Source organism: Bryocella sp. (assembly GCF_058498515.1).
Window position 1 is genome coordinate 11909 of sequence record NZ_JBMHYI010000049.1, and the last position, 22672, is coordinate 34580.

Here is a 22672-nt window from a genome sequence, read left to right on the forward strand (position 1 = left end):
AACGTTTTGCCTCACGACATAAGTAGGGAAACGGTACAACCAACGCGCCATTGTTCGAGTCTGGGCCATCGCTGAGACTCGGAGCTGCATCTGCGTTAGAAGGGCACACCCGTGCCTGACCTACGCAAAATAGAGATCACCTCCCGGCAACATGGGAGATACCCGGACAGCGAAGTCAGGAGCCATCATGACCGCCATCTCCCGAACATCCGCACGGCGCAAGCTGTTCCTCGCCTGCGGCTTCCTGCTGATGGCCTTTCTTCTGCTCTTCCTGCGCCCCGGCTCGGGCTGGACTGAGTTCCTCATCCTATCCTTGCTGATCGCGCTGGCCATGTTGTGCGCCGGGCAGATCGCGTACCTCCACTCCCGCAAGGTGCTGCGTGCTCTGCGCCTCGCCAAGCGTGAGCGCTCGCTCTTCAAGGCCGTCGCAGAAAACAGCCAGGGAGCCTTCTACATCTGCAAGCCGATGTGCGACAGCTCCGGCCGCGTCGTCGACTTCCGCATTACCTACGCCAATCGCAAGGCAGAGGAGCTCTTCGGGCGCTCGCGTCTTGACCTCGTCGGAGAGTCCACCTCGGCCATCATCCCCGACTCGGCTCGCTCCGAGGTTGTAGGCGCCTGGTCGCGTGTTGCCGTTACTGGTGTCGCTGAAGATCTCGACATGGCCTTCACGCCACGCAACAGCACGCCGGCCACCTGTGCCACGCGCATCTCGCCACTGGGTGGCAGTGTTGCTGTCTCCACCCTGCAGAGCAACGAGGAAGCCGTCGCTGCCTCTCGCTTGCAGGAGCTTAGCGCCTTCTCGCAGTCCATCATCGAGAGTGCTCCCATCAGCATGATCGCCACCGACGTCTCCGGCACCATCATGGCGATGAACTCTGCGGCCGAGCGACTCACTTACTTCCGCAAGCATGATCTCGTCGGTCAGCATTCTCTGCTTCTGCTGCACGATCCCGCCGAGATCTCCGCGCGCACCATCCAGCTCAGCCGCGATCTCGAAGAGCCCATCGCCGCAGGCTTCCAGTCGCTCATCGCCCGCGCCAGCTACGGCCAGCAGGACACCCGCGAGTGGACCTATGTACGCCGCGACGGTTCGCGCGCTAGCGTCAGCCTTACGATGATGGCGCTGCAGACGCCCGACAAGCAGATCACCGGCTACCTCGCGATCGCCTACGACATCACCGAGCGCAAGAAGCTCACCGACTCCATCACGCACATGGCGCACTATGACCAGCTCACCGGTCTGCCCAATCGCATCCTGCTCAACGACCGCATCGAGCAGGGCATCGAACGCGCCCGCCGCTTCAACCAGCGAATGGCCGTCTACATGGTCGGCATCGATCACTTCAAGCGCATCAATGAGTCGCTCGGCCACTCCGGCGGCGACACCGTGCTGAGCTTCTTCTCCCGCCAGTTGCTCTCGGCGGTTCGCCGCACCGATACCGTAGCCCGCGTCGGTGGCGATGAGTTCGTCGTGCTCATGCCGGACTTCCGCGACAACACCGATGCCGAGCGCTGCGCCCACCTCATGCTGCAGAAGATCTCCACCCCCGTGAACGTTGGTGGTTCGGAGATCCGTGTAAACGCCTCGATCGGCTACTGCCTCTTCCCTGAGGACGGTGACAACTCCGAGACCCTGCTCCGCAACGCGGACGTTGCTATGCACGAAGCCAAGTCCGGTGGCCGCGGACTCGCCATGGCCTACACCGGCAACCTGCAGCGCGAAGCCGCCGACCGCCTCAAGATGGAAGAGGAACTCCGCCACGCCGTGCAGAACGGCGAGCTCGAGCTGCACTACCAGCCGCAGGTGCGTTGCTCCACCGGCGAAGTCACCGGCATGGAGATGCTGCTGCGCTGGAACAATCCGCGCCGCGGTTTCGTCCCGCCCACCACCTTCATCCCCATCGCGGAGAAGGCCGGTCTGCTCGTTCGCATCGGCGAGTGGTCCATGCGCCAGGCCTGCAAGGATGTCGTCAAGCTGCAGCGCCAGATGGGCCGCGAGCTCACCGTCGCCGTCAACCTCTCGGCCTGGCAGTTCAGCCAGCGCAACCTCATCGACGTCGTCACCGAGTCGCTCAATGAGTCCGGCCTGCCCGCCAAGAGCCTCGAGATCGAGATCACCGAGCAGATGCTCATGACCAACTCCACCACCGTGATGGAGACCATGCGCAAGATCCGCGAGCTCGGCGTCTCCATCGCTATCGACGACTTCGGCACTGGCTTCTCCAGCTTCAGCTACATCCTGCAGTACGAGGTCGACCGCCTCAAAATCGATCGCTGCTTCATTGATCGCAGCACCCAGGATGCGGGCGCTGCCGCTGTGGTCCGCACCATCATCGCCATGGCGCATGGCCTCAACATCGAGGTCGTCGCCGAGGGCGTGGAGACCACCGCGCAGATGAACTTCCTCCTGCGCCGCAAGTGCGACCAGGTGCAGGGCTATCTCTTCTCGCGTGCCGTTCCGATCACTGCCTTCGCCGCTGTGGTCGAGCGCATCGATTCCTTCGTCGCCGACCAGCAGCGCCTTGCCGCCGAGGACAAGAAGGACGCAGTGTCGGGTCTTCCCACCGCAAACGAGGGCGTCCAGAGCATGTTCACCAACGTCGAGGATGACTCCACGCTCGACGAAGAGACCCGCCCGCATCGCCGCAGCAGCGACAACATGCGCGTGCAGTAGCCGCAGCTTTGTCATCGGTACCGAGAGCCAGCAAGGCCGTTGTGCGTTCTACGTTCAAGGCTGGCAGCGGTCCCGCGTACAACATGGAACGCACAACGCACAACGTCTCTTCTACTTCGCGTAGCGCTGCTGGTGCCACTCCCACGCGCTTGCCAAGATGTCCTCGATCTCCGGCACCGCCGGCGTCCATCCCAGCTCCGCCTTGGCCTTCTCACTGCTGGCCACGAGGCGCGCAGGATCTCCATCACGCCTCGGCTTGATCTCCACCTTGATCTCGCGGCCCGTCACCTTCTGCGCCGCCTCGATCACCTGCTTCACCGAGAAGCCGCTGCCATTGCCAAGGTTGCAGATGATCTTCCCCGGCTTGGCATCATCCATCAGCGTCTCCAACGCCAGGATGTGTGCCGCCGCCAGGTCCACGACATGGATGTAATCGCGGATGCAGCTTCCATCCGGCGTCGGATAGTCATCGCCAAAGATGGAGATACTGGCGCGACGGCCCATCGCAGCATCCAGCACAAGCGGAATGATGTGCGTTTCCGGCTCATGCGCTTCGCCGCGGCCAGGCAGCGCTCCCGCGACGTTGAAGTACCGCAGCGCTGCATAACGTAGGCCATGCACCTGATGAAACCAGCGCAGCATGTGCTCGACCAGCAGCTTCGACTCGCCGTACGCATTGGTCGGCGCCAGCTTCGCCGTCTCGAGGATCGGCACGCTCTCCGGCTCGCCATACACCGCAGCCGTCGAGGAGAACACCAGCCGCTTTGTTCCCGTCGCCAGCATAGCTTCCAGCAGGCTCAGCGTCGACGCTGTGTTGTTGCGGAAGTAGATCTCCGGCTTCTGCATCGACTCGCCCGCCTCGATGAGCGCAGCAAAGTGCAGCACGCCATCGAAGTTCTTCTCGCGCAGCAGAGCCTCCACGCACGGACGGTCGGCGATATCGCACTCCACAAACTCCATGCCCGCAGGTACCTCATGTCGCTTGCTGTGGCACAGGTTGTCGAGCACGGTGACCTTGTGCCCCGCCTGCATTAGGATGGTCGCGACCGTCCCGCCGATATAGCCCGCGCCGCCGGTTACAAGAACATTCATGCGTCTTACACTCCAGCTTTCTTTACGGATTGGCGCAGCGTCTCCGCCGCGCTCTCCGGGGTGATGTCGCGTTGCGGCGAGCCCAGCAGCTCGAAGCCCACCATGAACTTGCGCACCGTCGCCGAGCGCAGCAGCGGGGGGAAGAAGTGCGCATGCATCACCCACTCCGGATGATCCTCTCCATCGGTTGGCGCACCATGAAAGCCCATCGAGTACGGAAACGGCGTATCGAAGACCTGGTTGTAACCAGCAGTCACCGTCTTCAGGATTGCAGCAAGCCCATCGTGCTCGGCCTCATGGAGCGCGAGGAAGCCGCTCACAGCACGCCGTGGCACAATCATCGTCTCAAATGGCCACACCGCCCAGAAGGGAACCAGCGACACCCACGTCTCGTTCTCCGCGATGATGCGCTCGCCCTCACTCAGTTCTTTGGCGAGGTAGTCGATCAGCAGTGGCGACCCATGCTGCGCGAAGTACTCCTTCTGCGCTGCCAACTCTAGCGCAGGCTCATTCGGGATATGCTCCGTCGCCCAGATCTGCCCATGCGGATGCGGATTGCTCGCACCCATCATCGCCCCGCGGTTCTCGAAGACCTCAACGTACGCAATCTCCTTGCGGGCTCCAAGCTCACGCACCTGCTCGGTCCATGTGTCCACGACGTTGCGGATTGCAGCAAAGCTCATCGTCGCCAGAGTAAGGTCATGGCGCGGATCGAAACACAGCACGCGACACACCCCACGCTCCGTCGAAGCCCGCAGCAGGCCGCCATCATCGAAGCTCGCTGGCATAACGTCATCTTTCAGTGCCGCAAAATCATTCTCGAAGACGAACGTGCTCGCGTACTTCGGCGTAATGTGCCCACCCGCGCGCGTATTGCCCGGGCACAGATAGCACGTTGGGTCATACTCCAAAGCGAGCGGCTTGACCGTGTCTTCCGTCTGGCCCTGCCACGGCCGCTGCGTGCGGTGCGGCGAGACCAGCACCCACTCGCGCTTCAGTGCGTTCCATCGCCGGTGCGGCGTCTGCAGAAACGACTCGGGAATCATCGCGTCACCTCCGCGGCTTTAGCAACCTCAGGATGCCGCGCCACCGCGCCATCCACGGCCTCACAGATATAGCACGGCGCCTCAATCTCGAAGCGCTCGCGATACGCTCCCTGTAACGCTGCAACGAAGCTCGGCACATACTCCGCATTCACCAGGCTCACCGTGCATCCGCCAAAGCCGCCGCCCGTAAGCCGAGCGCCATAGCAGCCCTCCAGCGTCAACGCCGTATCGGCGAGGAAGTCCGTCTCCGCCACGCTGCATTCAAAGTCATCACGCTGGCTCGCATGCGAACCCACCATGAGCTTGCCAAACGCCGCAGCATCGCCCGCAGTCATCGCTCCACGCGCCGCACGCACGCGCCCATTCTCGCTCACGATATGCCGGCAACGCTTGTACGATTCAGCCGACATCTTGCTCTCACACGCCGCCAACTGCTCCAGCGTCGCTCCGCCCAGGTCCTCGACGCCAGGAAACTGCTCGCGCAACACCCTCTGGCCATCCATCACCTGCGCGTAGCGCACGCCATACTCGCCCGCCGCAATCGAGTGCTTCACCATCGAATTCGTGACCACGATCCGCGTCGTCGCCAGCGTGCCGGTCGCAATCGGCAGGTGCTCATAGGCCAGCGTGCGTGTGTTCAGCAGCAGCGCGTGACCGGCCTTCGCCGCCGTGCACACAAACTGGTCCATGATCCCCGACGGCGCTCCCACATACTGGTTCTCCGCCCGCCGGCACAGCACTGCAATCTCTTCCAGCGGAAGCCTATTGCCACTGAAGCCCAGCAACGCAACCGCCGTCGCCACCTCGATCGACGCCGACGAACTCAGCCCTGCCCCCAGCGGAACATTGCCGTCGATATGCAGCGTGAACGCCGGCAGTTCAAGCCCCAGTGCCTGCATCTCTCGCAGCACACCGATCGAGTAGTCCGCCCAGTCTCCCTGCTTCGGCCCGCGGTCCGCGCGTGTCATCGTCCGCCGCTGCGGAAAGCTCGCGCTGTCGAAGTGATAAGCATCATCCGTCGCCGGAGAAATCGTGGCCGTGGTCGCAAAGTTGATGGCCATCGGCAGCACTAGGCCGCCGGTATAGTCCGTATGTTCGCCCAGCAGGTTCACCCGCCCCGGTGCGCTCCACGATCCCGTGTTGGACCCAGCGTTGAAGCGCGGCGCTCCCTGCGCCGTCGCAGATAACTCAGACAAGCAATGACCTCCACCTGGCCCTTTCCCTCGCTGCAGGGGGCGCAGCGCACGCAGCAGCTTCCGTGCCTGCAGATCTCACTTCGAGGGCCTCACAACATTATGCCCACGCATAAGCGGCAACGGGAATGTAACCGCAAACCATTGCGGTCAGGCAGGAGGATCGCGACCAGACGACAATGGCCGCCCTTCTGAAGGGCGGCCATTGTTATCGAAATCTTTGGAGCACCGGGCGGGGATCGAACCCGCGAATACTGGTTTTGCAGACCAGCGCGTTAGCCACTTCGCCACCGGTGCGTGAAGCACAGACCTCTAGGGTACAGGGGTTGGTGCGCAGGGTCTAGACAGCGGGTTCTCTGAACCCTGAAACCTAAGCCCTGGCCCCTCGTTCTACTGCGGTTGTGTAGTCGTCCGCAGGTAAGGCTTCACCGTCTTGAAGCCCGGGAACTTGATCGCCGCTTCATCGTTCGACACCGCAGCAGTAATGATCACATCCTCGCCCTGCTTCCAGTTCGCCGGTGTCGCCACCTTGTGCTTCGCCGTCAGTTGGATCGAATCGAGCGTGCGGATAATCTCGTCGAAGTTGCGGCCAGTGGTCATCGGATACGCCAGCGCCAGCTTGATGCGTTTGTCCGGCCCGATGACGTACACCACGCGCACCGTCGCATTGTCCGCAGGCGTGCGGCCCTCGCAGCTGTCGCCGGCATCGGCTGGCAGCATGTCATAGAGCTTCGCCACCTTTAGATCCGTATCCGCGATCACGGGATAGTTCACCGCCGAGCCCGTGACCTCCTCGATGTCCTTCGCCCACTTGCCATGGTTCTCGGCTGTGTCCAGGCTCAGCCCAATGACCTTCGCGCCGCGCGCCGCGAACTGATGCTCCAGCGCACCCACCGCGCCCAGCTCCGTCGTACATACCGGAGTAAAGTCCTTGGGGTGCGAGAAGATCACGCCCCAGCTGTCGCCCAGCCACTCGTAGAAGTCGATCGGTCCCTGGGTCGTCTGCGCGGTGAAGTTCGGTGCAACCTCGTTGATGCGGAGAGACATTGCGTGTACCTGCCTTTTTCGTGGGAGCGTACTCCCTGATGTTGGGGCTAACGGCCGGATGCTGCTGGTGATGACCGTCACGCCGTGAACACTTGCTGTTGCCGCAAAGCAGAAGACCCACCCTCGCGGCTGCGGTGGGTGGGTCTGGAGTTCGTTTCTTGACGCCTTTATCGTCTCGACTCGCTCATCCACACACCCGACCGCTCACGCACATGGCGTCGCAGCAACAGCAGCGGCAGCGGGCGGCGGTCATCGAGAGGATGCGAGCTGAGTTCATGAGGGAGCGACCTGTGTTCATGGTCCCGGAGTTCCGGGAAAGTCGTACCGCAGCTGAAGCCCAAGGCCTCAGCAACGAGAGCGGGTTGGCTCTCGCGCGGTGATTCCTACGTTACGGTGCGACCGCGAAACGTGTCAAACGGGGAGGCAGCGCGCGGAGCGCGTTGGAGGCTCCGCGGGGTAGCGCTACGCGTCAGCGAGCTTCGCTCGTTAGCTCCATGTCCTTATGGCATCCGCCGCAGGCCACGCTAACGCGAAGCGCCAACGGCGAAGCCGCTAACCGCCGAAGGCGGCTATCGCGCAGCGCTAACGCAAAGCGCTACTCTCTTCCCATGCCGACCACCCTCGACTACACCGTCCTCGACGTCTTCGCGGAGCGCGCTCTCGAAGGCAATCCTCTCGCGGTCTTCCACGATGGCAGCACGCTCACCACTGACCAAATGCAGGCCATCGCGCGCGAGACCAACCTCTCCGAAACCACGTTTATCATCCGCAGCGGCCCTGATGCCTGCGCGCCCGACGATGATGCTGTCCGCGTGCGCATCTTCACCACGCAGGAGGAGCTGCCCTTCGCCGGCCATCCCACGCTGGGCACCGCCACGTGGCTTTGGCTCAACGACGAGCGCCTGAGCGGCCGCGAGACCATCACCCTCGCCTTGACCGCAGGCCGCATTCCCGTGCGCTTCTTCGCCGCTTCCACCCAGCACAAGACCAACGCCGAGATGCGTCAGAACGATCCCGTCTTCCATCCCTCGCTCGATCCGGCAGAGACTGCACACGCGCTTGGCCTCAGCGCAGACGATCTTCTCCCCGGCCATGCTCCGCAAGTCATCTCCACCGGCATGGCCCAGTGCATCGTGGCTCTCCGCTCTGTCGAGGTGCTCTCGCGCCTCGCCGTGCCGCAGCAGATCGCCGCACCCTGGCTCGCGAGCAAAGGCGCCAAGTTCGCTTACTGCATAGCCCCCACAGACGACCCACTGCACTGGCGTGCGCGCATGCAGTTCTATGGCGCCGAAGACCCTGCCACCGGTTCCGCTGCCGGCTGCTCCATCGCCTGGCTCGTGAGCGAAAACCTCGTGCCTGCTAACCAACTGGTAACCATCACCCAGGGGGTGGAGATCTTCCGTCCGAGCGAGTTGCGCGTGCGTGCCTCTTTCGAGGGGGGCAGGGTGTATGACGTCCGCGTGGGAGGCAGCACCATTCCCGTGGCACAGGGACGCCTTTTCCTGCCCTGAGTTCAGGGTTATTCACAGCCTTGTAACTTCGAATCCCCAGCACTGACGCGCATGGGCACATTCGCGGTGGACAGGCAATCACAGTTCGACCGCAAGTTCGTCGAATCTTCGCCATTGTCTTCAGGGGTACTTCCCGTTAGGCTCACCGAAGTCGTCAGCCACCGAAAGGTAGGCGACGACAAAGTTTTTCGCCTGATTTACCGAAAATTTTAAGGAGAAGCCCGGGAGCGGCTCACTGCACTTTCTGCAGCGCGCCAACCTCCATTGCGGGGCCAACGCGCGAAAGGACGCGCTGACCTCTCTCGGTCCGATCCGAACATGATCCGGCCCGCCGGCAACCGGTGGGGTAGGGGATAGCCAAGCTGTGCTTCCGGGACTGGAGCGCGGCGGGGACGGGATTTCCACGTCTTCCGCAGCCTCCACAGCCCGTGGAAATCAGCTGTCAGTGCGCGGACACCGCCAATGCGCGGCGTCCGCGCCAACGGCCCTTCGTGCCCTGTCAGCCACCCGCCGCTTCATGCCAACCTGGCGCTCGCTACCCGAGCGGAAGCCAACGTGCCACAACGGCGCGGACGGCCCCGCTCGGCCCAAAACAGCTATCTATCTGGCCCACGCAGGCCTCCCGCTATGGCGGCCTGCGCGCAACGGCAACATGGAACCGCGAGCCGCCAACCAACGGCCGCGAAGAAGGACCAACGATGCGCCCCCGTAAGACGATCCTCTGCGTTGACGACAATGAGCAGGTACTCTCCATCCGCAAGTTTCTGCTCGAAACCCGCGGCTACCGCGTGATGGCTGTAACCACCGGCCAGGAAGCCCTCGAGATCCTGCGCGAGGCGCCCCTCGGCTCCATCGACCTTCTCCTCTGCGACCTGCTGCTGCCCCAGATGGACGGCAACGAGATCGTCCGCCGCGGCAAGCAGCTGCATCCCATGCTGCCCGCGCTGCTCGTCTCCGGCACCGTCACCAGCTTCGAGCGCGCCTCGCACGCCGACGCCTTCCTGCCCAAGGGAGCCTTCACTCCTGCCGAGATGCTCGACCGCATCCGCATCCTCGTCACCCGCAAGCGCGGCCCCAAGAAGCACGTCCAGCCAAGCGTCGTCGACGACATTGCCATCGCAAGTTAGCAGAGCAGTCGCAGGGATCAAGTAGCAAGGGCTAAGTGAGAGACGACGAGCACAGAGCACGCTGTGAAGTCGTTTCGGGATTGGATCGTGTGGCATCGAACTTCAGCGTGGCAAGCCGCGAGTTCACACGATCAAATCCTGTGCCTTACGGCTCAGGCCTCCACTAGCCCATACTTCCTCTGCCACTGCTGCTTCAGCCGTGCCCAGACGGCATCGATCTCCACTCGCGGCATGGTGGGGTCCTGCGCTTGCGTAAATCGCGCCGCCTCCACCTTGGCCAGCTCCAGCATCTCGCGATCGCGAATCAGGTCGGCGACGCGCAACTCCGGCATCCCCGCCTGGCGCGTCCCGAAGAACTCCCCCGGCCCGCGCTGCTTCAGGTCGATCTCTGCAAGCTCAAACCCGTTCTCCGACCGCACCATCGCTTCCAGCCGAGCTTCACCCTCCGGGCTCACCTTCTCGCCCGTCATCAACACGCAGTAGCTCTTGTTCGCTCCGCGTCCCACGCGCCCACGCAGCTGGTGCAGCTGCGCCAGCCCAAAGCGCTCTGCATGGTCGATGACCATCACCGTCGCGTTCGGCACATCGACGCCCACCTCGATCACCGTCGTTGACACCAGCACATCCAGCTCGCCGCGCTTGAATCGAGCCATGGTGACTTCCTTGTCGTCCGCGCTCATGCGGCCATGCAGCAGGCCGAGCTTCAACCCGCTCAGCGCACCCCGCTGCAACTCCTCAAACATCTCCGTCGCCGACCGCAGCTTCGCCCGCGAGAACATCGCCGGCTGCTTCGGTGCAGGCTTGGCCTTCCCACGCTTCGCCGCCTTGCCATCCTCGGCCTTTACGCTCGCCGAGCGCTTCTTCGCTCCTGCCTTGGTCCTCGCGCCGCGTTCCGCTGCGTCCTTAGCGTCCGCCGCGTTCGCCTTTTCTCCATCGACATCGGGTTCTCGCGCAAAGTCCAGCTCGGCCTGATCATCCCGCTCGCCCTCGATGATCGGATACACGATGTACGCCTGCCGCCCCAGCGCCACCTGCTTGCGCACAAACTCCCACACCTCGGCCGCACGTTCGCCCGGCATACGCCGCGTCGTGATCGGCGTCCGTCCCGGCGGCAGCTCATCCAGCACGCTCACGTCGAGATCTCCATACAGCGTCAGCGCCAGCGTGCGTGGGATCGGCGTCGCCGTCATCACCAATACGTCCGGCTCTGCAGGTGTCTCCCCGGTACCGGGCTTCTTCATCAGCCGGAACCTCTGCTGCACGCCAAACCGGTGCTGCTCGTCCACGATCACCAGCCCCAGCTTCGCGAAGTCGACCTTCTCCTCCACCAGCGCATGCGTGCCGATTGCAAGGTCCGCCTCGCCACGAAAGATGCGACCACGCACCTCGCGCTTCTCGCGCTCATCCAGCGATCCCGTCAGGAGGCTCACGCGATACGGCTTGCCCGTGGTCGGTGAGATCGCCTCACGCAGCAGTTTCTTCGCCTGCAGATAGTGCTGCGTCGCCAGGATCTCCGTTGGCGCCATCATCGCCACCTGGTAGCCGTTCTCGATCGCGATCAGCGCGGCCTCCAGCGCCACAATCGTCTTGCCCGAGCCCACATCGCCCTGCAGCAGCCGCCGCATCGGCCGCGGGCTGCGCATGTCGTCGGCAATCTCTCCCAGCACGCGCTTCTGCGCCCGCGTCGGCTTGAAGGGAAGAATCTGCTTCAGCGCCTCGCGCACCCGTTCATTGGTCACGAACGAAGTCCCCTCGCGCTCCCGCATGCGCCGCCGCTTCAGCTCCAGCCCCAGCTCGAGGTAGAAGAACTCCTCAAAGATCAGCCGCCGATGCGCGGGCGTAATCGCACTCTGCAGCGCCTCCAACTCCGTGCCTGCAGGAGGGAAGTGCAGAAACTCCAGCGCCTCCATCCGTCCCGGCATCGCCAGCCGCTGGCGCAGCGTCGCGGGTAGAGTCTCAACGTTCCCAACCGCGCCGCTATTCTCCGCAAGCTCGCGGAAGACCGTCCACATTACCCGCCGCGTCCAGCGGGAGGTTAGCTTCGCTCCCCAGGCCGTCGTCCCGCCCAGCGAGTGATACACCGGCACGATGCGCCCCATCTCCAGCATGGTGAACTCGGCGTCCTCGCCCGTCGCGCCCTCCGCAGGCAGAATCTCGAACGTCGGCTGCACCATCTTGAAGCGCGTCGAACCCATCGGCGCATTCAACGCATTCCCGCTGCGCGAGCCTTCCAGCTTCCCGTACAGCGCAATCCGCTGCCCCGCATGGAACTTGTCCTTCAGATACGCCGCATGGAACCACAGGCACTTCACCGTCTCGAAGATCGGCGGCGGCTTAAGCAGCCCATCCATACCCGGCTCCTCGGGCTCGGGGTCCTCTCGCGTCTCGTCTCTCGCATCTCGAATCTCCGGTAGAACTCCCACCGTCATTTCGAAGATCGGCGCCGAGCGCGTCTTCAGCACCACCGCGCCCCGTACCTCGCCAATCACCGTCGCCATATCCCCCACCTGATAGCTGGAGAGCGGCCGCGGATGCAGGCGGTCTTCATACCGGAACGGCAGGTGATACAGCAGGTCCTCGACCGTCTCGACGCCGCGCTCGGCCAGGCTTCCGGCCACACGTTCGCCTATCCGCCTGATGAATTTGACCGGCGTGGAGAGCTCAATCCGCACGGTCTTGATCGTACTAGCCGCGGCAGAGGACATCTGGCCGACATCTGGCTGCGCCCGTTCCGGCGACACCACGTGCCTGCGACGGCAACGTCTTCACAATGCTTGCAAGCACGCCGCGCGCCTGCGTTGGATAATGGCATAGGGCGTGTCGCTGCCCAGCATGTTGAAATTTGCGAGACTTTGCCGTGCGGCGAGTCTCCCTGGGCGGGCAGGTCGCTTTTCTGATGGATTCTTTTCTCCAGCGCTTCAAGAACCCACTTGTGCTGATCGTCATCGTGCTAGCGCAGGTGCTGGCCCTTGCCGTGCAGGTGCAGAAGCCCGCGCACGGCTTCACCGCCCACGACGGCGCGGACGGCAAGCGCGTCAGCCTGCTGCGTTCCTGGATCAGCGCCGTCTTCACGCCCATCGAGCGCGGAAAGCATGCCTCCAGCTTCGGCGTGCGCCGCATCTGGTCCGGCTACATCAATCTCCGCCACGCCCACCAGGAAAACGACGAGCTCAAGAAAGAGATTGCCCGCCTCAAGCTCGAGCAGGACGAGTTCGCCGAGGACGCCGCCCAGGGCCGCCGTCTCCAGGCCCTGCTGGCCTTCCGCCAGCGCTACGTCCAGCAGATGGTCGTCGCCCAGGTCATCGGCTCCAGCGGCTCGGACCAGTCGCAGATCCTCTTGCTCGATAAGGGCGCGGACTTCGGCCTTAAGCCCGACCAGGCTGTGATGACTCCTGACGGCATCGTCGGCAAGATCCGCGACGTCTTTCCGCACACCGCCCAGCTGCTCCTGCTCAACGATCCCACCTCCGGCGCCGGCGTCCTTCTCGTCTCCACCCGCATGCGCGGCATCCTGCGCGGCACGGTCACCGGCCAGGTGGTCATCAACAACCTCACCGCGGATTCGCGGCTCAAGCCCGGCGAGACCGTCGTCTCCTCCGGCGGCGACTTGGTCTTTCCGCGTGGGCTGCCAGTGGGTGTCATCACCACCATCGCGCCCGACCCGCAGCACCAGCCCTACCTCACCATCACCGTCAAGCCCAACGCGGATCTATCCCGCCTGGAAGAGGTCCTCGTCATCACCGGAACCTCCGGCACGCTGCCCGCCGACGCCCAGGCCGATGCTGCCACCGCCGAAGCCGCTGCCGAGGCCAACAAGCGCGCCGCCGACGTCATCGCCGAGAGACTCCCCAGCCTGCATGAAGACTCCGGAGCGGCAGCGGCCAACGGAGCTCCCGGCGCGACCGGGGCAACCGCCGCAACCGGCCCGCACCAGAACGATTCGGTCCCCGGCCTCGTTGGTGGCGTTCCCGGAATTCCCAACTCCGGCCTGCCCAAGCCCAGGCCCGCTCTGCATCCCGACCGTTACTCGCCTGGCACCGTCGCTCCGGCTGAAGACCTGAAGCCCGGAGCCAGACCCAGCGGCCAGCAGCCCGCCACGCCTCCGCCAGACGCCTAGTCTCTCCGCGATATCCTCAACCCGATAGCTCCCGAAAGCAGCACACACAGGAAGAATCAAGACAGCTGATGCGCGAACGCAGTTACACATCCCGGCAGGAGCTCGACCAGTACGCCTTTCGTCCCGCGATTGCGCTGCTGGTGCCGCTGGCGTGCATCGTCATCCAGGTCCTGCTGCGGCCATGGATGCTGGCCCGCGTCGGCCTCGACCTCCCGCTGCTCTCGGTCATCTACTTCGCCGTAGCACGTCGCAGCCCCATCGCCGGAACCATCACCGGCACGCTCACCGGGCTCTTTCAGGACGGTCTCACCAACCTTCCCTTCGGCATCTACGGCATCGCCAAGGCCATCATCGGGTACATCGCGGCCAACATCGGCTTCGCGGTGGACATGGACAACACGATGAACCGCGCCATCATGAACTTCGTGTTCTCGCTCGCGCAGAGCGGAATGCTCTACCTCATCAAGCGCTGGGTGCTGGCCGACATCACCGCCCGCATGCTGCCCGTGCATGAGCTCATCGCCGCCGTCGCCAACACCGCCGTCGGCATCCCGCTCTTCTTCCTGCTCGACCGCTTCCGCATCCGCGAGTAGCTGCACCGGTGCCGTGTGGACCTAAACTTCTGTCCCGCAACGGATATCCATCGCCCAGTACCCAAAGAACACACAACGCCGCAGCGCGTCCTATGCTCCGAAGCCCTATAAAATAAGGGTGCGGCGCAACGTTCTCCGCTCGTGACTTTCTCGTCGCAGGAGCGTCCCTTCCCCATGCCCAGGCTCTCGCCTTTCGACCCCAGCCCCTTTGACCGCGAGGAGAAGGTCTCGATAACCAAGCTCAACGCCACGCAATACATCGTGGCGCTGGTCATGCTCGTGCTCGTCTCGGGTCTGTGGAAGCTGCAGATCCTGGGAGCGGACAACTACCGCGTGTTGGCCGAGCAGAATCGCGTGCGCAAGGTTCCCGTGCTCGCCCCGCGCGGCAAGATCTTCGACCGCGAGAACCGGATCATCGTCGATAACTACCCCTCGGTCACCTGCTTCCTGGTACGCGAAGAGCAGAAGAACCTCGAGACCGACCTTCCCCTCATCGCCCAGGGCCTGCACATCCCGGAAGACCAGATCCGCGCCACCATCAAGCGCTTTGCGCTCGCGCCCAAGTACCAGCCCATTCCGCTCAAGCAGGACATCACGCCCGACGAGCAGGCCTTCATCGCCGCCCACCGCGACGATCTGCCTGAGCTCGAGACCCTCGACGAACAACGCCGCCTGTATCCCAAGGATGGCTTCGCCGCCCACCTCATCGGCTACGTCGGCGAGGTTAGCGAAAACGACCTCAACTCCGCCAAGTACGCCTTCTATACCCCCGGCGACGTGGTCGGAAAGTCCGGCGTGGAAGAAGCCTACGACGCCATTCTGCGCGGTACCGACGGCTCCCGCGACGTCATCGTGAACTCCCACGGCAAGGAAGTCGGCATCCGCGGCCAGGAGATGGCCACGCCCGGCCAGGACCTCAAGCTCACCATCGACCTCGACCTCCAGATGGCCGCCGAGAAGGCGATGGAAGGCAAGATCGGCGCCATCGTCGCCATGGATCCGCACACCGGCGAGATCCTCGCCATGGTCTCGCGCCCCACCTTCGACCCCAACCAGTTCTCCGTGCGTCTCAGCCGGTCCTACTGGAACGAGATCATCACCAACCCCGACCACCCGCTGATGAACAAGGCCATCCAGGCGCAGCTCGCCCCGGGTTCCACGTTCAAGGTCATCATGACCCTCGCCGGCCTGCAGGAAAACGCTGCGCAGGATCTCCGCGTGAACTGTGCGGGCGGCGCCACCTTCTACGGCCACTTCTTCGCCTGCGACAAGCACCACGGCGCAGTCGACATCCACAACGCGCTGCCATTCTCCTGCGACACCTACTACTACACACTGGCCAACAAGCTCGGCATAGACACGATTGCCCGCTACGCCACCAGCGTCGGCATCGGCCAGAAGACCGGCATCGATCTCCCCGACGAAGCCACCGGCATCATGCCCTCGACCCAATGGAAGCTGAAGACCCAGCACGACAAGTGGTACGCCGGCGAAACGATCTCCGTCGGCATCGGCCAGGGGGCCATCCAGGCCAGCCCGCTGCAGCTCGCCCGCGCCCTCAGCGGCATCGCCTCCGGCGGCGCTCTGGTGCGGCCCCACGTCGTCTTCCCCGATGAGGTCTCCGCGGACATGCAGCAGGCCATCCACGACACCTACCCCGGCTCCGGCGTCAAAAACATCGAGATCACCAAGGAGAACTGGCAGATCGTCACCGACGACATGGCCGGCGTCACCACCTTCGGCACCGCCGCCGAAGCCCACATGGAGGGTGTCGACTTCGCCGGCAAGACCGGCACCGCGCAGGTCATGAGCCACGACGCCCTCTCAAAAACCAGCAAGGGCCACAGCACCATCCCCAACGCCTGGTTCGTCGGCATGACCCCGCGCCGCAACCCCGACATCGTCGTTGCCGTCCTCTGGGAGCACGGCAACTGGGGCAACAACTCGGCGAAGCTGGCCGCCCAGGTCATCAACGCCTACGTCACCAAGCAGCGCACCCGCTCCGGCAACCTGATGAAGCTGGCGGACAATCCGACGCCGGCCACGCCCGCCGATCAGGCGCCTGCCGAGAAGCCCAAAACACCCGCCCCGAACCCCGCCACCGCCAACACCGCCGCCCTCGAGCCTCAGCGCGGTCTCCCACGCCCAGGTGGAAGGTAAAGGTATCATCCACTCATGGCCCTCGAGACCGAGATCGCGCGCTACAACGAGCTGCTTCCGGAGCTGCTGAAGAGCAGCGAAGGGAAGATTGCGGTCATCAAGGATCGCGACTTCCTCGGCGCATTCGATAGCGTGGATGAGGCCTACGTGGTTCTGTTGGAGAAGTACGGGTTCGTGCAGTGCCTCATGCGCACGGTTCGCGTCCACCAGCCAGTGATCGATTTGAGAAACCTCCACTTGGGGCTGATTCGTGTCCAGCGTTGAGTTCTCATGCGTTGGGCCCGGCGATTTCGACGAACTCTATCTCGATGGTCCGCTGATCGAAGTCGAGATCACGGCGCCTCTGGCGATGGTGCGCTATCTCAGGGCGGCCTCGCTGCCCCCCTTTCCGGTGGCACGTGGGTTGGCGCAGATAGATACCGGCGCTGCCGTGTCAGCGGTGGATCCTTCCGTCTTTGTGAGCTTGGAAATTCCCGCGGTGGACAGCGAGCTGATCCAGACAGCGCATGGAGTATCCGCGCTTGATCGCTACAACGCCAGTGTCGTCTTTCCGCAGCTTTCGCCCGACCCGCTCCCCCTCGACACCGTGCTTGGTGGGCATATCCTCAGACCCTCCGAACGCGGAGCCCCTATCATCATGTTGATCGGTCGCGACCTGCTCAAGGGCATGGTCTTCACCTACGACGGTCCCAACTCGCGCTTCTCGATCGCCACCTGACATGCTTCGCTCCCGCTTCCGTGACTTCGACTGGACTCTCCTCGGCTTCGTCCTGACGCTGTGTGTCATCAGTGTCTTCGAGATCCGGTCCGCCACCGCAATGACCAAGTTCCACGGCTTCGACAGGAAGCAGATCATCTTCCTCGTCGTGGGCACTGTGGCCATGTTCGGCATCTCGCTACTGGATTATCACAAGCTCCTGGACATCGCGTACTGGGCCTATGGCCTCTCCCTTGCCGCGCTGGTCGGCGTCTTGGTCCCGCACATCGGGCAGAAGGTGCTCGGCGCCCGGCGCTGGATCAACCTCGGCGGCGGAGCGCACTTCCAGCCCTCGGAATGGGTCAAGCTCGTGCTCATCCTCGCCATGGCCCGTTTCCTGTGGGAGCGAGCGTCCGAAGCCCACGACATGGGCTGGCGCGACATCGGCAAGTGCTTCGCCTTTGTTGGCGTGCCGATGCTCCTCGTCCTCAAGGAGCCCGACCTCGGCACCTGCCTCACCTACTCTCCCGTGCTGCTGATCGGCCTCTTCCTCGGCGGAATTCGCATCAAGCAGGCCTCCATTCTCATCCTGAGCTTCCTGCTCGTCGTCGGCATCGCCTGGAAGAGCGGCAAGGTCCTCAAGCCCTACCAGAAGGCCCGCCTCACCGCCTTCGTCAACCCGGATAACGACCCCAAGGGCTCCGGCTACCAGATCCGCCAGTCGCTCATCGCCGTCGGCTCCGGTGGCCTGTGGGGCACGGGCGCCAACAAAGGCTCGCAAACCCAGGGTGATTTCCTACCCATCCCCTACACGGACTTCATCTTCGCCGCCTTCTGCGAGGAGCATGGCTTCCTCGGCGCGGTCGTCATCCTGCTGCTCTATTTCATGATCCTCGTCCGCCTCGTCCAGAACGCCCAGATGGCCTCCGACGCGCCCGGAACCCTCATCACCATGGGGGTCATGGCCATCATGCTCTTCCAGGTCGCCGTCAACGTCGGCATGTGCCTCGGGCTGATGCCCGTCACCGGAATCCCCCTGCCGCTGCTTAGCTATGGCGGCTCGTCGGTGATCTTCACCTTCCTCTCCCTGGGGATCGTAATGAACGTCCGGATGCGCCGTTTTGTGAACTAGGTCGGTGACCCCGCGCACAGCGCCGCCAGTTTGGTGCATACTAAAGGCAAGCTGTCTCGCCCCTCCGGGCCGGACAGGCACGCTCAGCCGCGGACGCGACCAACTTTCCCGCCGGCTGGGAACCCAAGATTTTCATCCAAAAAGGGCCGGCCAGGCGCGAGATCACTCGACGGTCGGACAGGTTTCGAGAATGAACGTAAACGGACGGTTAACGGCCACCCCTCAATGCGAGGAAGTGCTGGTCACAAACTCCGTTTGCGCCCGATGGATTGCGGATGTACGTAGTGGATCCGCAACCCATGGCAGAACACTGGAATCGTCTTTCCCAGGACACCGTCTCCCCGGAAAAGCTTCAAGGAGGTGCGCTTCGCGAGTTTCTTCGCGCGGTGCATCCCCTGCTGTGCCCGCAAGCTCAGCTCCAGCGTCCTCCTCTCTGCTCCTGTCCCTCGTCGGGGAGCCTGCTTCGCGGAGCTGATACCACGCTCCCTGAAGAGTTGATCTTCGCCTCGTCTGCCCGCCGCTGCGCACTGCGCATCGGCAGAAAGCAGAACGATGTCGAAGGAAATTTACATCTCCAGTACGCCGCATGAGACGCGGCTAGCGATCGTCGAAAAAGACGAGCTCACCGAGATCTACTACGAGCGCGAGAACGAGTACACGCTCGCTGGATCCATTTACAACGGGCGCGTGACCCGCGTTCTCCCAGGCATGCAGTCGGCTTTCGTCGACATCGGCCTGGAGCGCGACGCCTTCCTCTACATCACCGACTTCATGGAAGAGGCCGCCGACACCGCCGACTTCGAAGCCGGCAGTGGAGACAGCCAGGGCGGCGGTGGCCGTCGTGGCGGTGGAGGACGTGACCGCGACCGTGGCGCACGCCGTGGCCCCAAGCCCGAGCAGGCCGCTGCTGGCGGTGACCGCGAGCGGCCCAGGGGCGGCGAAGAAGCCCGCACCGAAGCTCCCCGCGACGAACAGGACGACATCGATCTCCCGGAGACCGCTCCCGCCGAGGCAGGCGCCGACTCCGGCGATGCCGAGGGTGCCGAAGGTGGCCGCCGCTGGCGTGGCCGTCGTGGCCGCCGTCGTGGCCGTACCGGGCGTCCCGAGCAGGCAGGCGCCGAGCAGCCCAACGGCGAACAGGCCGCAGCCGCACCCCGTGGCGAGTCCGGCCAGTTCGACGACGCCGACGACATCGCTCCCGAGTTCTCCTCCGAGCCCGTCGAAGACCTTGATGCCGCCGCTGAGCTCGAACCCGCCGCCGACGGCCGACCGCACCGTGACGGCCGCGACCGCCGTGGCCGTCGCGATCGCGGCGACAACCGCGCTCCCGAAGCTCGCAGCGGCAGCCGTGAAGAGCGTCCCCGCCGCGACGACCGCCCGCGTGGCCCTCGCGAAGATCGTCCCCGCGAGGACCGCAGCTCGGAGCAAGCCAGCTTCGACTCCGGTCCCGCCGCCGAGCCCTTCATCCTTCCCGGCGAGTCCCTCTCCAAGTACCGTGGTGGCGACGCCGCCGCGCAGACCTCCGCTCCCGCAGCGCCGATGTCTCCCGTTCGCGCCCGTCCCTCCAGCGAGATCGATCTAAGCGCCGCAGGCTGGGATGGCGGCTTCGTCCTCCCTGGCGAGACCCTTTCGCGCCGTAGCCGCAGCGACGCTGCTCCCGCACCCACGCGCCCACAGACCTCTGAGCCTGCGACCGAGGATCGTCCGCACCGCGAGGGCACCGACCGCCGCCGCGAGCGCGATGGCCGTCGTGGCCGCCGCGAGCGCCCGATTGACCCGTCCGAGGCCGTGCAGCCCGCCGTCACCTCGCAGCATGAGGCCGAAGAGACCGTGCTCCCGCTTGGCGACAACGCGCCCGAATACCTCGTCGAGGCCACCGAAGTCCGTCTCGAAGTCGAAGAGCAGATCGACATCGTCGATCCGGTCATCGAGCCCGTCACCGACCTCGCCCCGGTTGAGGCCGAGACCTCTGAGGTCACCCCCATCGCTCTCGAAGCCGCCGCTGAGGTCCACGAGCAGGTTCTCGAGATCGAAGAGACCCAAGAGCTCGAAGAAACTCACGAACTCGAGGAGACCACCCACGAGTACGAGCCCGGAGACAATGCCGCCGCCTCGTTCCGCGTCGACCCCACCGGCCCGCGTGAGTTCCGCCAGTTCATCCCCACGGAAGAGACCCACGAAGAGGAAGTAGCCGAGACGGCCGAGGTCGCCGCGGCTCCGGCCCAAGAAGCTCCAGCGCCCGCAGCTCCTGAACATGCCTTCACTACCCTCCAGCCCACCGGCGACCTCATCTCGGAGACCCCCGAGACCGATGCCACTGCCGCCGGCATCGAGCACCCCGCCGCGCCCATCGAGCATGAGCGCGCCGTCCAGGCCGTCCACCTCAACGAGGTCGAGGCCCCGGTTGTCGTGCCCGCAGCGGAGACGGAAGCCCAGTCCGCTTCCCACGAGTTCGCGCCCGGTGACGGCGAGCTTGAGGAAGAGCTTCTCGACGACGAGGACATCGACTACCTTCCCCTCCGCGCCAGCGCTGCGGACGATGACATGGAAGAGGAGACCCTCGAGAACGCCGCCGACCTTGGCGTCATGATCCGCGAGATGGCCATCGACCAGATCACCCGTCCCGAAGATCCCGCCCTCGACGACGAAGACGATGAGGACGACGACGACTTCGACATCGACGAAGAAGAGATCGCCAACGACGATGCCTACGCCGCCGCTCATGCCCACGGAGACGAGTTCTCCGGCAGCGATGTCAGCGAGACCGAGGAAGACGAGTACGCCGTAAGCTCCAACTTCGAAGGCCTCGATGAGGCCTCCGAAGGCAGTGAGGAATCCAGCGAGTCCGGCGACGCCGAAGCCACTTCAGCCGACTCCGAGTCCGCTCCCCGCCGCGAAGGCGGTGGCCGCGATAAGCGCTTCCGTCGCGGCGGCGGACGCAACAACAACCGTGGTGGCCGCGAGTCCAGTGGCGGTGGCAGCAACAACGGTGGCGGAGGCGGCAATCGCCGTCGTCACTCCGTCCAAGCCACGGACCTTCCCGCTATCAGCGACCTGCTGAAGCCCGGCCAGGAAGTGCTCGTCCAGATCGCCAAGGAGCCCATCGCCAAGAAGGGTGCGCGCATCACCTCGCACATCGCTCTTCCCGGCCGCTTCCTGGTTTTCATGCCCACGGTCAATCACGTCGGCGTCTCGCGCAAGATCGAGTCCGACAGCGAGCGCCGCCGACTCAAGGAGATCCTCCTCAGCGAGAAGGGCGACGCCTCCGGCGGCTTCATCGTCCGCACGGCAGCCTCCGGCGCCACCGAAGAGGAACTCCGCTCCGACCTTCGCTTCCTCCTGAACCTCTGGAAGGACATCAAGGGTCGCAGCGATACCTCGAAGTCGCCCGCACTCATCTATCACGACCTCAACCTCGTCGAGCGCATCCTGCGCGACCAGGTCACCGACAACTTCTCCGCCATCTGGGTAGATACCGAACAGGAGTACGAGCGCGTGCTCCGCTTCCTGCAGCGCTTCCAGCCCGCCCTGCTCCGCCGCGTCAAGCTCTACACCAAGGAGACGCCGCTGTTCGAGCAGTTCGGCATCACCGAGGAGATCAACAAGGCGCTGCGTTCGAAGGTATGGCTCAAGTCCGGCGGCTCCATCGTCATCAACCAGACGGAAGCCCTCGTCGCGATCGACATCAACACCGGCAAGTACGTCGGCAAGACCGCCCGCCTCGAAGACACCATCGTCAAGACGAACCTCGACGCGATCCCCGAGATCGTCCGCCAGATTCGTCTCCGCGACCTCGGCGGCATCATCATCATCGACTTCATCGACATGGACGAGCGCAAGAACCGCAACAAGGTGATGGCTGCGCTCGAGGAAGAGCTCAAGTCCGATCGCGCTCCGTCGAAGGTTCTCCAGTTCAATGATTTCGGCCTCGTCGCGATCACCCGCAAGCGCGTCAAGCAGTCGCTCGAGCGTACCCTCTCGACCACCTGCACCATCTGCGCCGGCACCGGCATGACCAAGGCGCCGATCACGGTCTGCAACGAGATCTACATCGAGCTCCGCAAGATGTATCGCCACATCGAAAAGGCCGACATCATGCTCCGCGTCCATCCCGACGTCGTCAAGCAGCTCAAGGCCACCGGCGGCAAGTGGCTGCAGGAGATGGAAGACCTCTCCCGCAAGACCATCCTCGTCAAGAGCGATCCCAGCCTCCACCCGGAGCAGTTCGACATCCACTAAACAGCAGCGTCATCACTCGACAACAACGACGGCGGCCTTCG

15 protein-coding genes and 1 tRNA gene are annotated in these 22672 nt (G+C 64.2%); 10 read left to right on the top strand and 6 right to left on the bottom strand.

The features are described 5' to 3' along the window. Nucleotides 1-187: 187 nt before the first annotated feature. Nucleotides 188-2677 (top strand): putative bifunctional diguanylate cyclase/phosphodiesterase, encoded by a 2490-nt coding sequence (locus AC5E6W_RS15950; RefSeq protein WP_491753318.1) that lies wholly within the window; start codon nt 188-190, stop codon nt 2675-2677. Nucleotides 2678-2788: 111 nt separating this feature from the next. Here AC5E6W_RS15950 and galE read toward each other — a convergent pair whose 3' ends face one another. The 5 genes from galE to AC5E6W_RS15975 all read right to left on the bottom strand — a co-directional run bounded on the left by galE (nt 2789) and on the right by AC5E6W_RS15975 (nt 7055). Then, nucleotides 2789-3769: a UDP-glucose 4-epimerase GalE gene (galE, locus tag AC5E6W_RS15955; RefSeq protein WP_491753319.1), complete on the bottom strand. Its 981-nt coding sequence runs from the start codon at nt 3767-3769 to the stop codon at nt 2789-2791. A 5-nt stretch (nt 3770-3774) separates the two neighbouring features. Further along, nucleotides 3775-4815 (bottom strand): UDP-glucose--hexose-1-phosphate uridylyltransferase, encoded by a 1041-nt coding sequence (locus AC5E6W_RS15960; protein ID WP_491753320.1) that lies wholly within the window; start codon nt 4813-4815, stop codon nt 3775-3777. Further along, a complete protein-coding gene (galK, locus tag AC5E6W_RS15965; RefSeq protein ID WP_491753321.1) occupies nt 4812-6011 on the bottom strand; it encodes a galactokinase in 1200 nt (399 codons plus the stop codon). The genes AC5E6W_RS15960 and galK overlap by 4 nt, the downstream gene beginning before the upstream one ends. A 218-nt stretch (nt 6012-6229) precedes the next feature. Next, nucleotides 6230-6305: transfer RNA gene (locus tag AC5E6W_RS15970), tRNA-Cys, on the bottom strand. Nucleotides 6306-6398: 93 nt separating this feature from the next. Then, entirely contained in the window at nt 6399-7055 is a 657-nt protein-coding gene (locus tag AC5E6W_RS15975; RefSeq protein ID WP_491753322.1) for a peroxiredoxin, read from the bottom strand. Nucleotides 7056-7663: 608 nt separating this feature from the next. Here AC5E6W_RS15975 and AC5E6W_RS15980 point away from each other — a divergent pair. Both AC5E6W_RS15980 and AC5E6W_RS15985 read left to right on the top strand, forming a co-directional pair. After that, nucleotides 7664-8566 (top strand): PhzF family phenazine biosynthesis protein, encoded by a 903-nt coding sequence (locus AC5E6W_RS15980; protein ID WP_491753323.1) that lies wholly within the window; start codon nt 7664-7666, stop codon nt 8564-8566. Nucleotides 8567-9264: 698 nt separating this feature from the next. Beyond that, nucleotides 9265-9693 carry a response regulator gene (locus tag AC5E6W_RS15985; protein ID WP_491753324.1) on the top strand — a complete coding sequence of 143 codons (429 nt, stop codon included), beginning with the start codon at nt 9265-9267 and terminating at the stop codon, nt 9691-9693. A gap of 152 nt (nt 9694-9845) precedes the next feature. Here the strand turns inward: AC5E6W_RS15985 and recG are convergent, their stop codons facing one another. After that, entirely contained in the window at nt 9846-12398 is a 2553-nt protein-coding gene (gene recG / locus AC5E6W_RS15990; RefSeq protein ID WP_491753325.1) for an ATP-dependent DNA helicase RecG, read from the bottom strand. Between the two features lie 191 nt (nt 12399-12589). Between recG and mreC the strand changes: the two genes are divergently transcribed. The 7 genes from mreC to AC5E6W_RS16025 all read left to right on the top strand — a co-directional run bounded on the left by mreC (nt 12590) and on the right by AC5E6W_RS16025 (nt 22631). Further along, nucleotides 12590-13810, top strand: coding sequence for a rod shape-determining protein MreC (gene mreC / locus AC5E6W_RS15995; RefSeq protein ID WP_491753326.1), 1221 nt, complete (start codon nt 12590-12592; stop codon nt 13808-13810). A 68-nt stretch (nt 13811-13878) separates the two neighbouring features. Continuing rightward, nucleotides 13879-14403: a rod shape-determining protein MreD gene (gene mreD, locus AC5E6W_RS16000; RefSeq protein WP_491753327.1), complete on the top strand. Its 525-nt coding sequence runs from the start codon at nt 13879-13881 to the stop codon at nt 14401-14403. Between the two features lie 174 nt (nt 14404-14577). Continuing rightward, nucleotides 14578-16563: a penicillin-binding protein 2 gene (gene mrdA / locus AC5E6W_RS16005; protein WP_491753328.1), complete on the top strand. Its 1986-nt coding sequence runs from the start codon at nt 14578-14580 to the stop codon at nt 16561-16563. 15 nt (nt 16564-16578) lie between these two features. Continuing rightward, on the top strand, nt 16579-16827 hold the full coding sequence (locus tag AC5E6W_RS16010; RefSeq protein WP_491753329.1) for a hypothetical protein: 249 nt from the start codon (nt 16579-16581) through the stop codon (nt 16825-16827). Beyond that, on the top strand, nt 16814-17281 hold the full coding sequence (locus AC5E6W_RS16015) for a hypothetical protein (protein WP_491753330.1): 468 nt from the start codon (nt 16814-16816) through the stop codon (nt 17279-17281). The genes AC5E6W_RS16010 and AC5E6W_RS16015 overlap by 14 nt, the downstream gene beginning before the upstream one ends. Nucleotide 17282: 1 nt before the next feature. Then, nucleotides 17283-18392: a rod shape-determining protein RodA gene (rodA, locus tag AC5E6W_RS16020; protein ID WP_491753331.1), complete on the top strand. Its 1110-nt coding sequence runs from the start codon at nt 17283-17285 to the stop codon at nt 18390-18392. A 552-nt stretch (nt 18393-18944) separates the two neighbouring features. Next, nucleotides 18945-22631, top strand: coding sequence for an Rne/Rng family ribonuclease (locus tag AC5E6W_RS16025; protein WP_491753332.1), 3687 nt, complete (start codon nt 18945-18947; stop codon nt 22629-22631). The last annotated feature ends 41 nt before the right edge of the window (nt 22632-22672 follow it).

Bases quoted from the DNA above. Each gene is read 5' to 3' on its own strand.
- AC5E6W_RS15950 (WP_491753318.1), top strand. From the start codon at position 188: ATGACCGCCATCTCCCGAACATCCGCACGGCGCAAGCTGTTCCTCGCC.
- galE (WP_491753319.1), bottom strand. From the start codon at position 3,769: ATGAATGTTCTTGTAACCGGCGGCGCGGGCTATATCGGCGGGACGGTC.
- AC5E6W_RS15960 (WP_491753320.1), bottom strand. From the start codon at position 4,815: ATGATTCCCGAGTCGTTTCTGCAGACGCCGCACCGGCGATGGAACGCA.
- AC5E6W_RS15975 (WP_491753322.1), bottom strand. From the start codon at position 7,055: ATGTCTCTCCGCATCAACGAGGTTGCACCGAACTTCACCGCGCAGACG.
- AC5E6W_RS15980 (WP_491753323.1), top strand. From the start codon at position 7,664: ATGCCGACCACCCTCGACTACACCGTCCTCGACGTCTTCGCGGAGCGC.
- AC5E6W_RS15985 (WP_491753324.1), top strand. From the start codon at position 9,265: ATGCGCCCCCGTAAGACGATCCTCTGCGTTGACGACAATGAGCAGGTA.
- recG (WP_491753325.1), bottom strand. From the start codon at position 12,398: ATGTCCTCTGCCGCGGCTAGTACGATCAAGACCGTGCGGATTGAGCTC.
- mreC (WP_491753326.1), top strand. From the start codon at position 12,590: ATGGATTCTTTTCTCCAGCGCTTCAAGAACCCACTTGTGCTGATCGTC.
- mreD (WP_491753327.1), top strand. From the start codon at position 13,879: ATGCGCGAACGCAGTTACACATCCCGGCAGGAGCTCGACCAGTACGCC.
- mrdA (WP_491753328.1), top strand. From the start codon at position 14,578: ATGCCCAGGCTCTCGCCTTTCGACCCCAGCCCCTTTGACCGCGAGGAG.
- AC5E6W_RS16010 (WP_491753329.1), top strand. From the start codon at position 16,579: ATGGCCCTCGAGACCGAGATCGCGCGCTACAACGAGCTGCTTCCGGAG.
- rodA (WP_491753331.1), top strand. From the start codon at position 17,283: ATGCTTCGCTCCCGCTTCCGTGACTTCGACTGGACTCTCCTCGGCTTC.
- AC5E6W_RS16025 (WP_491753332.1), top strand. From the start codon at position 18,945: ATGTCGAAGGAAATTTACATCTCCAGTACGCCGCATGAGACGCGGCTA.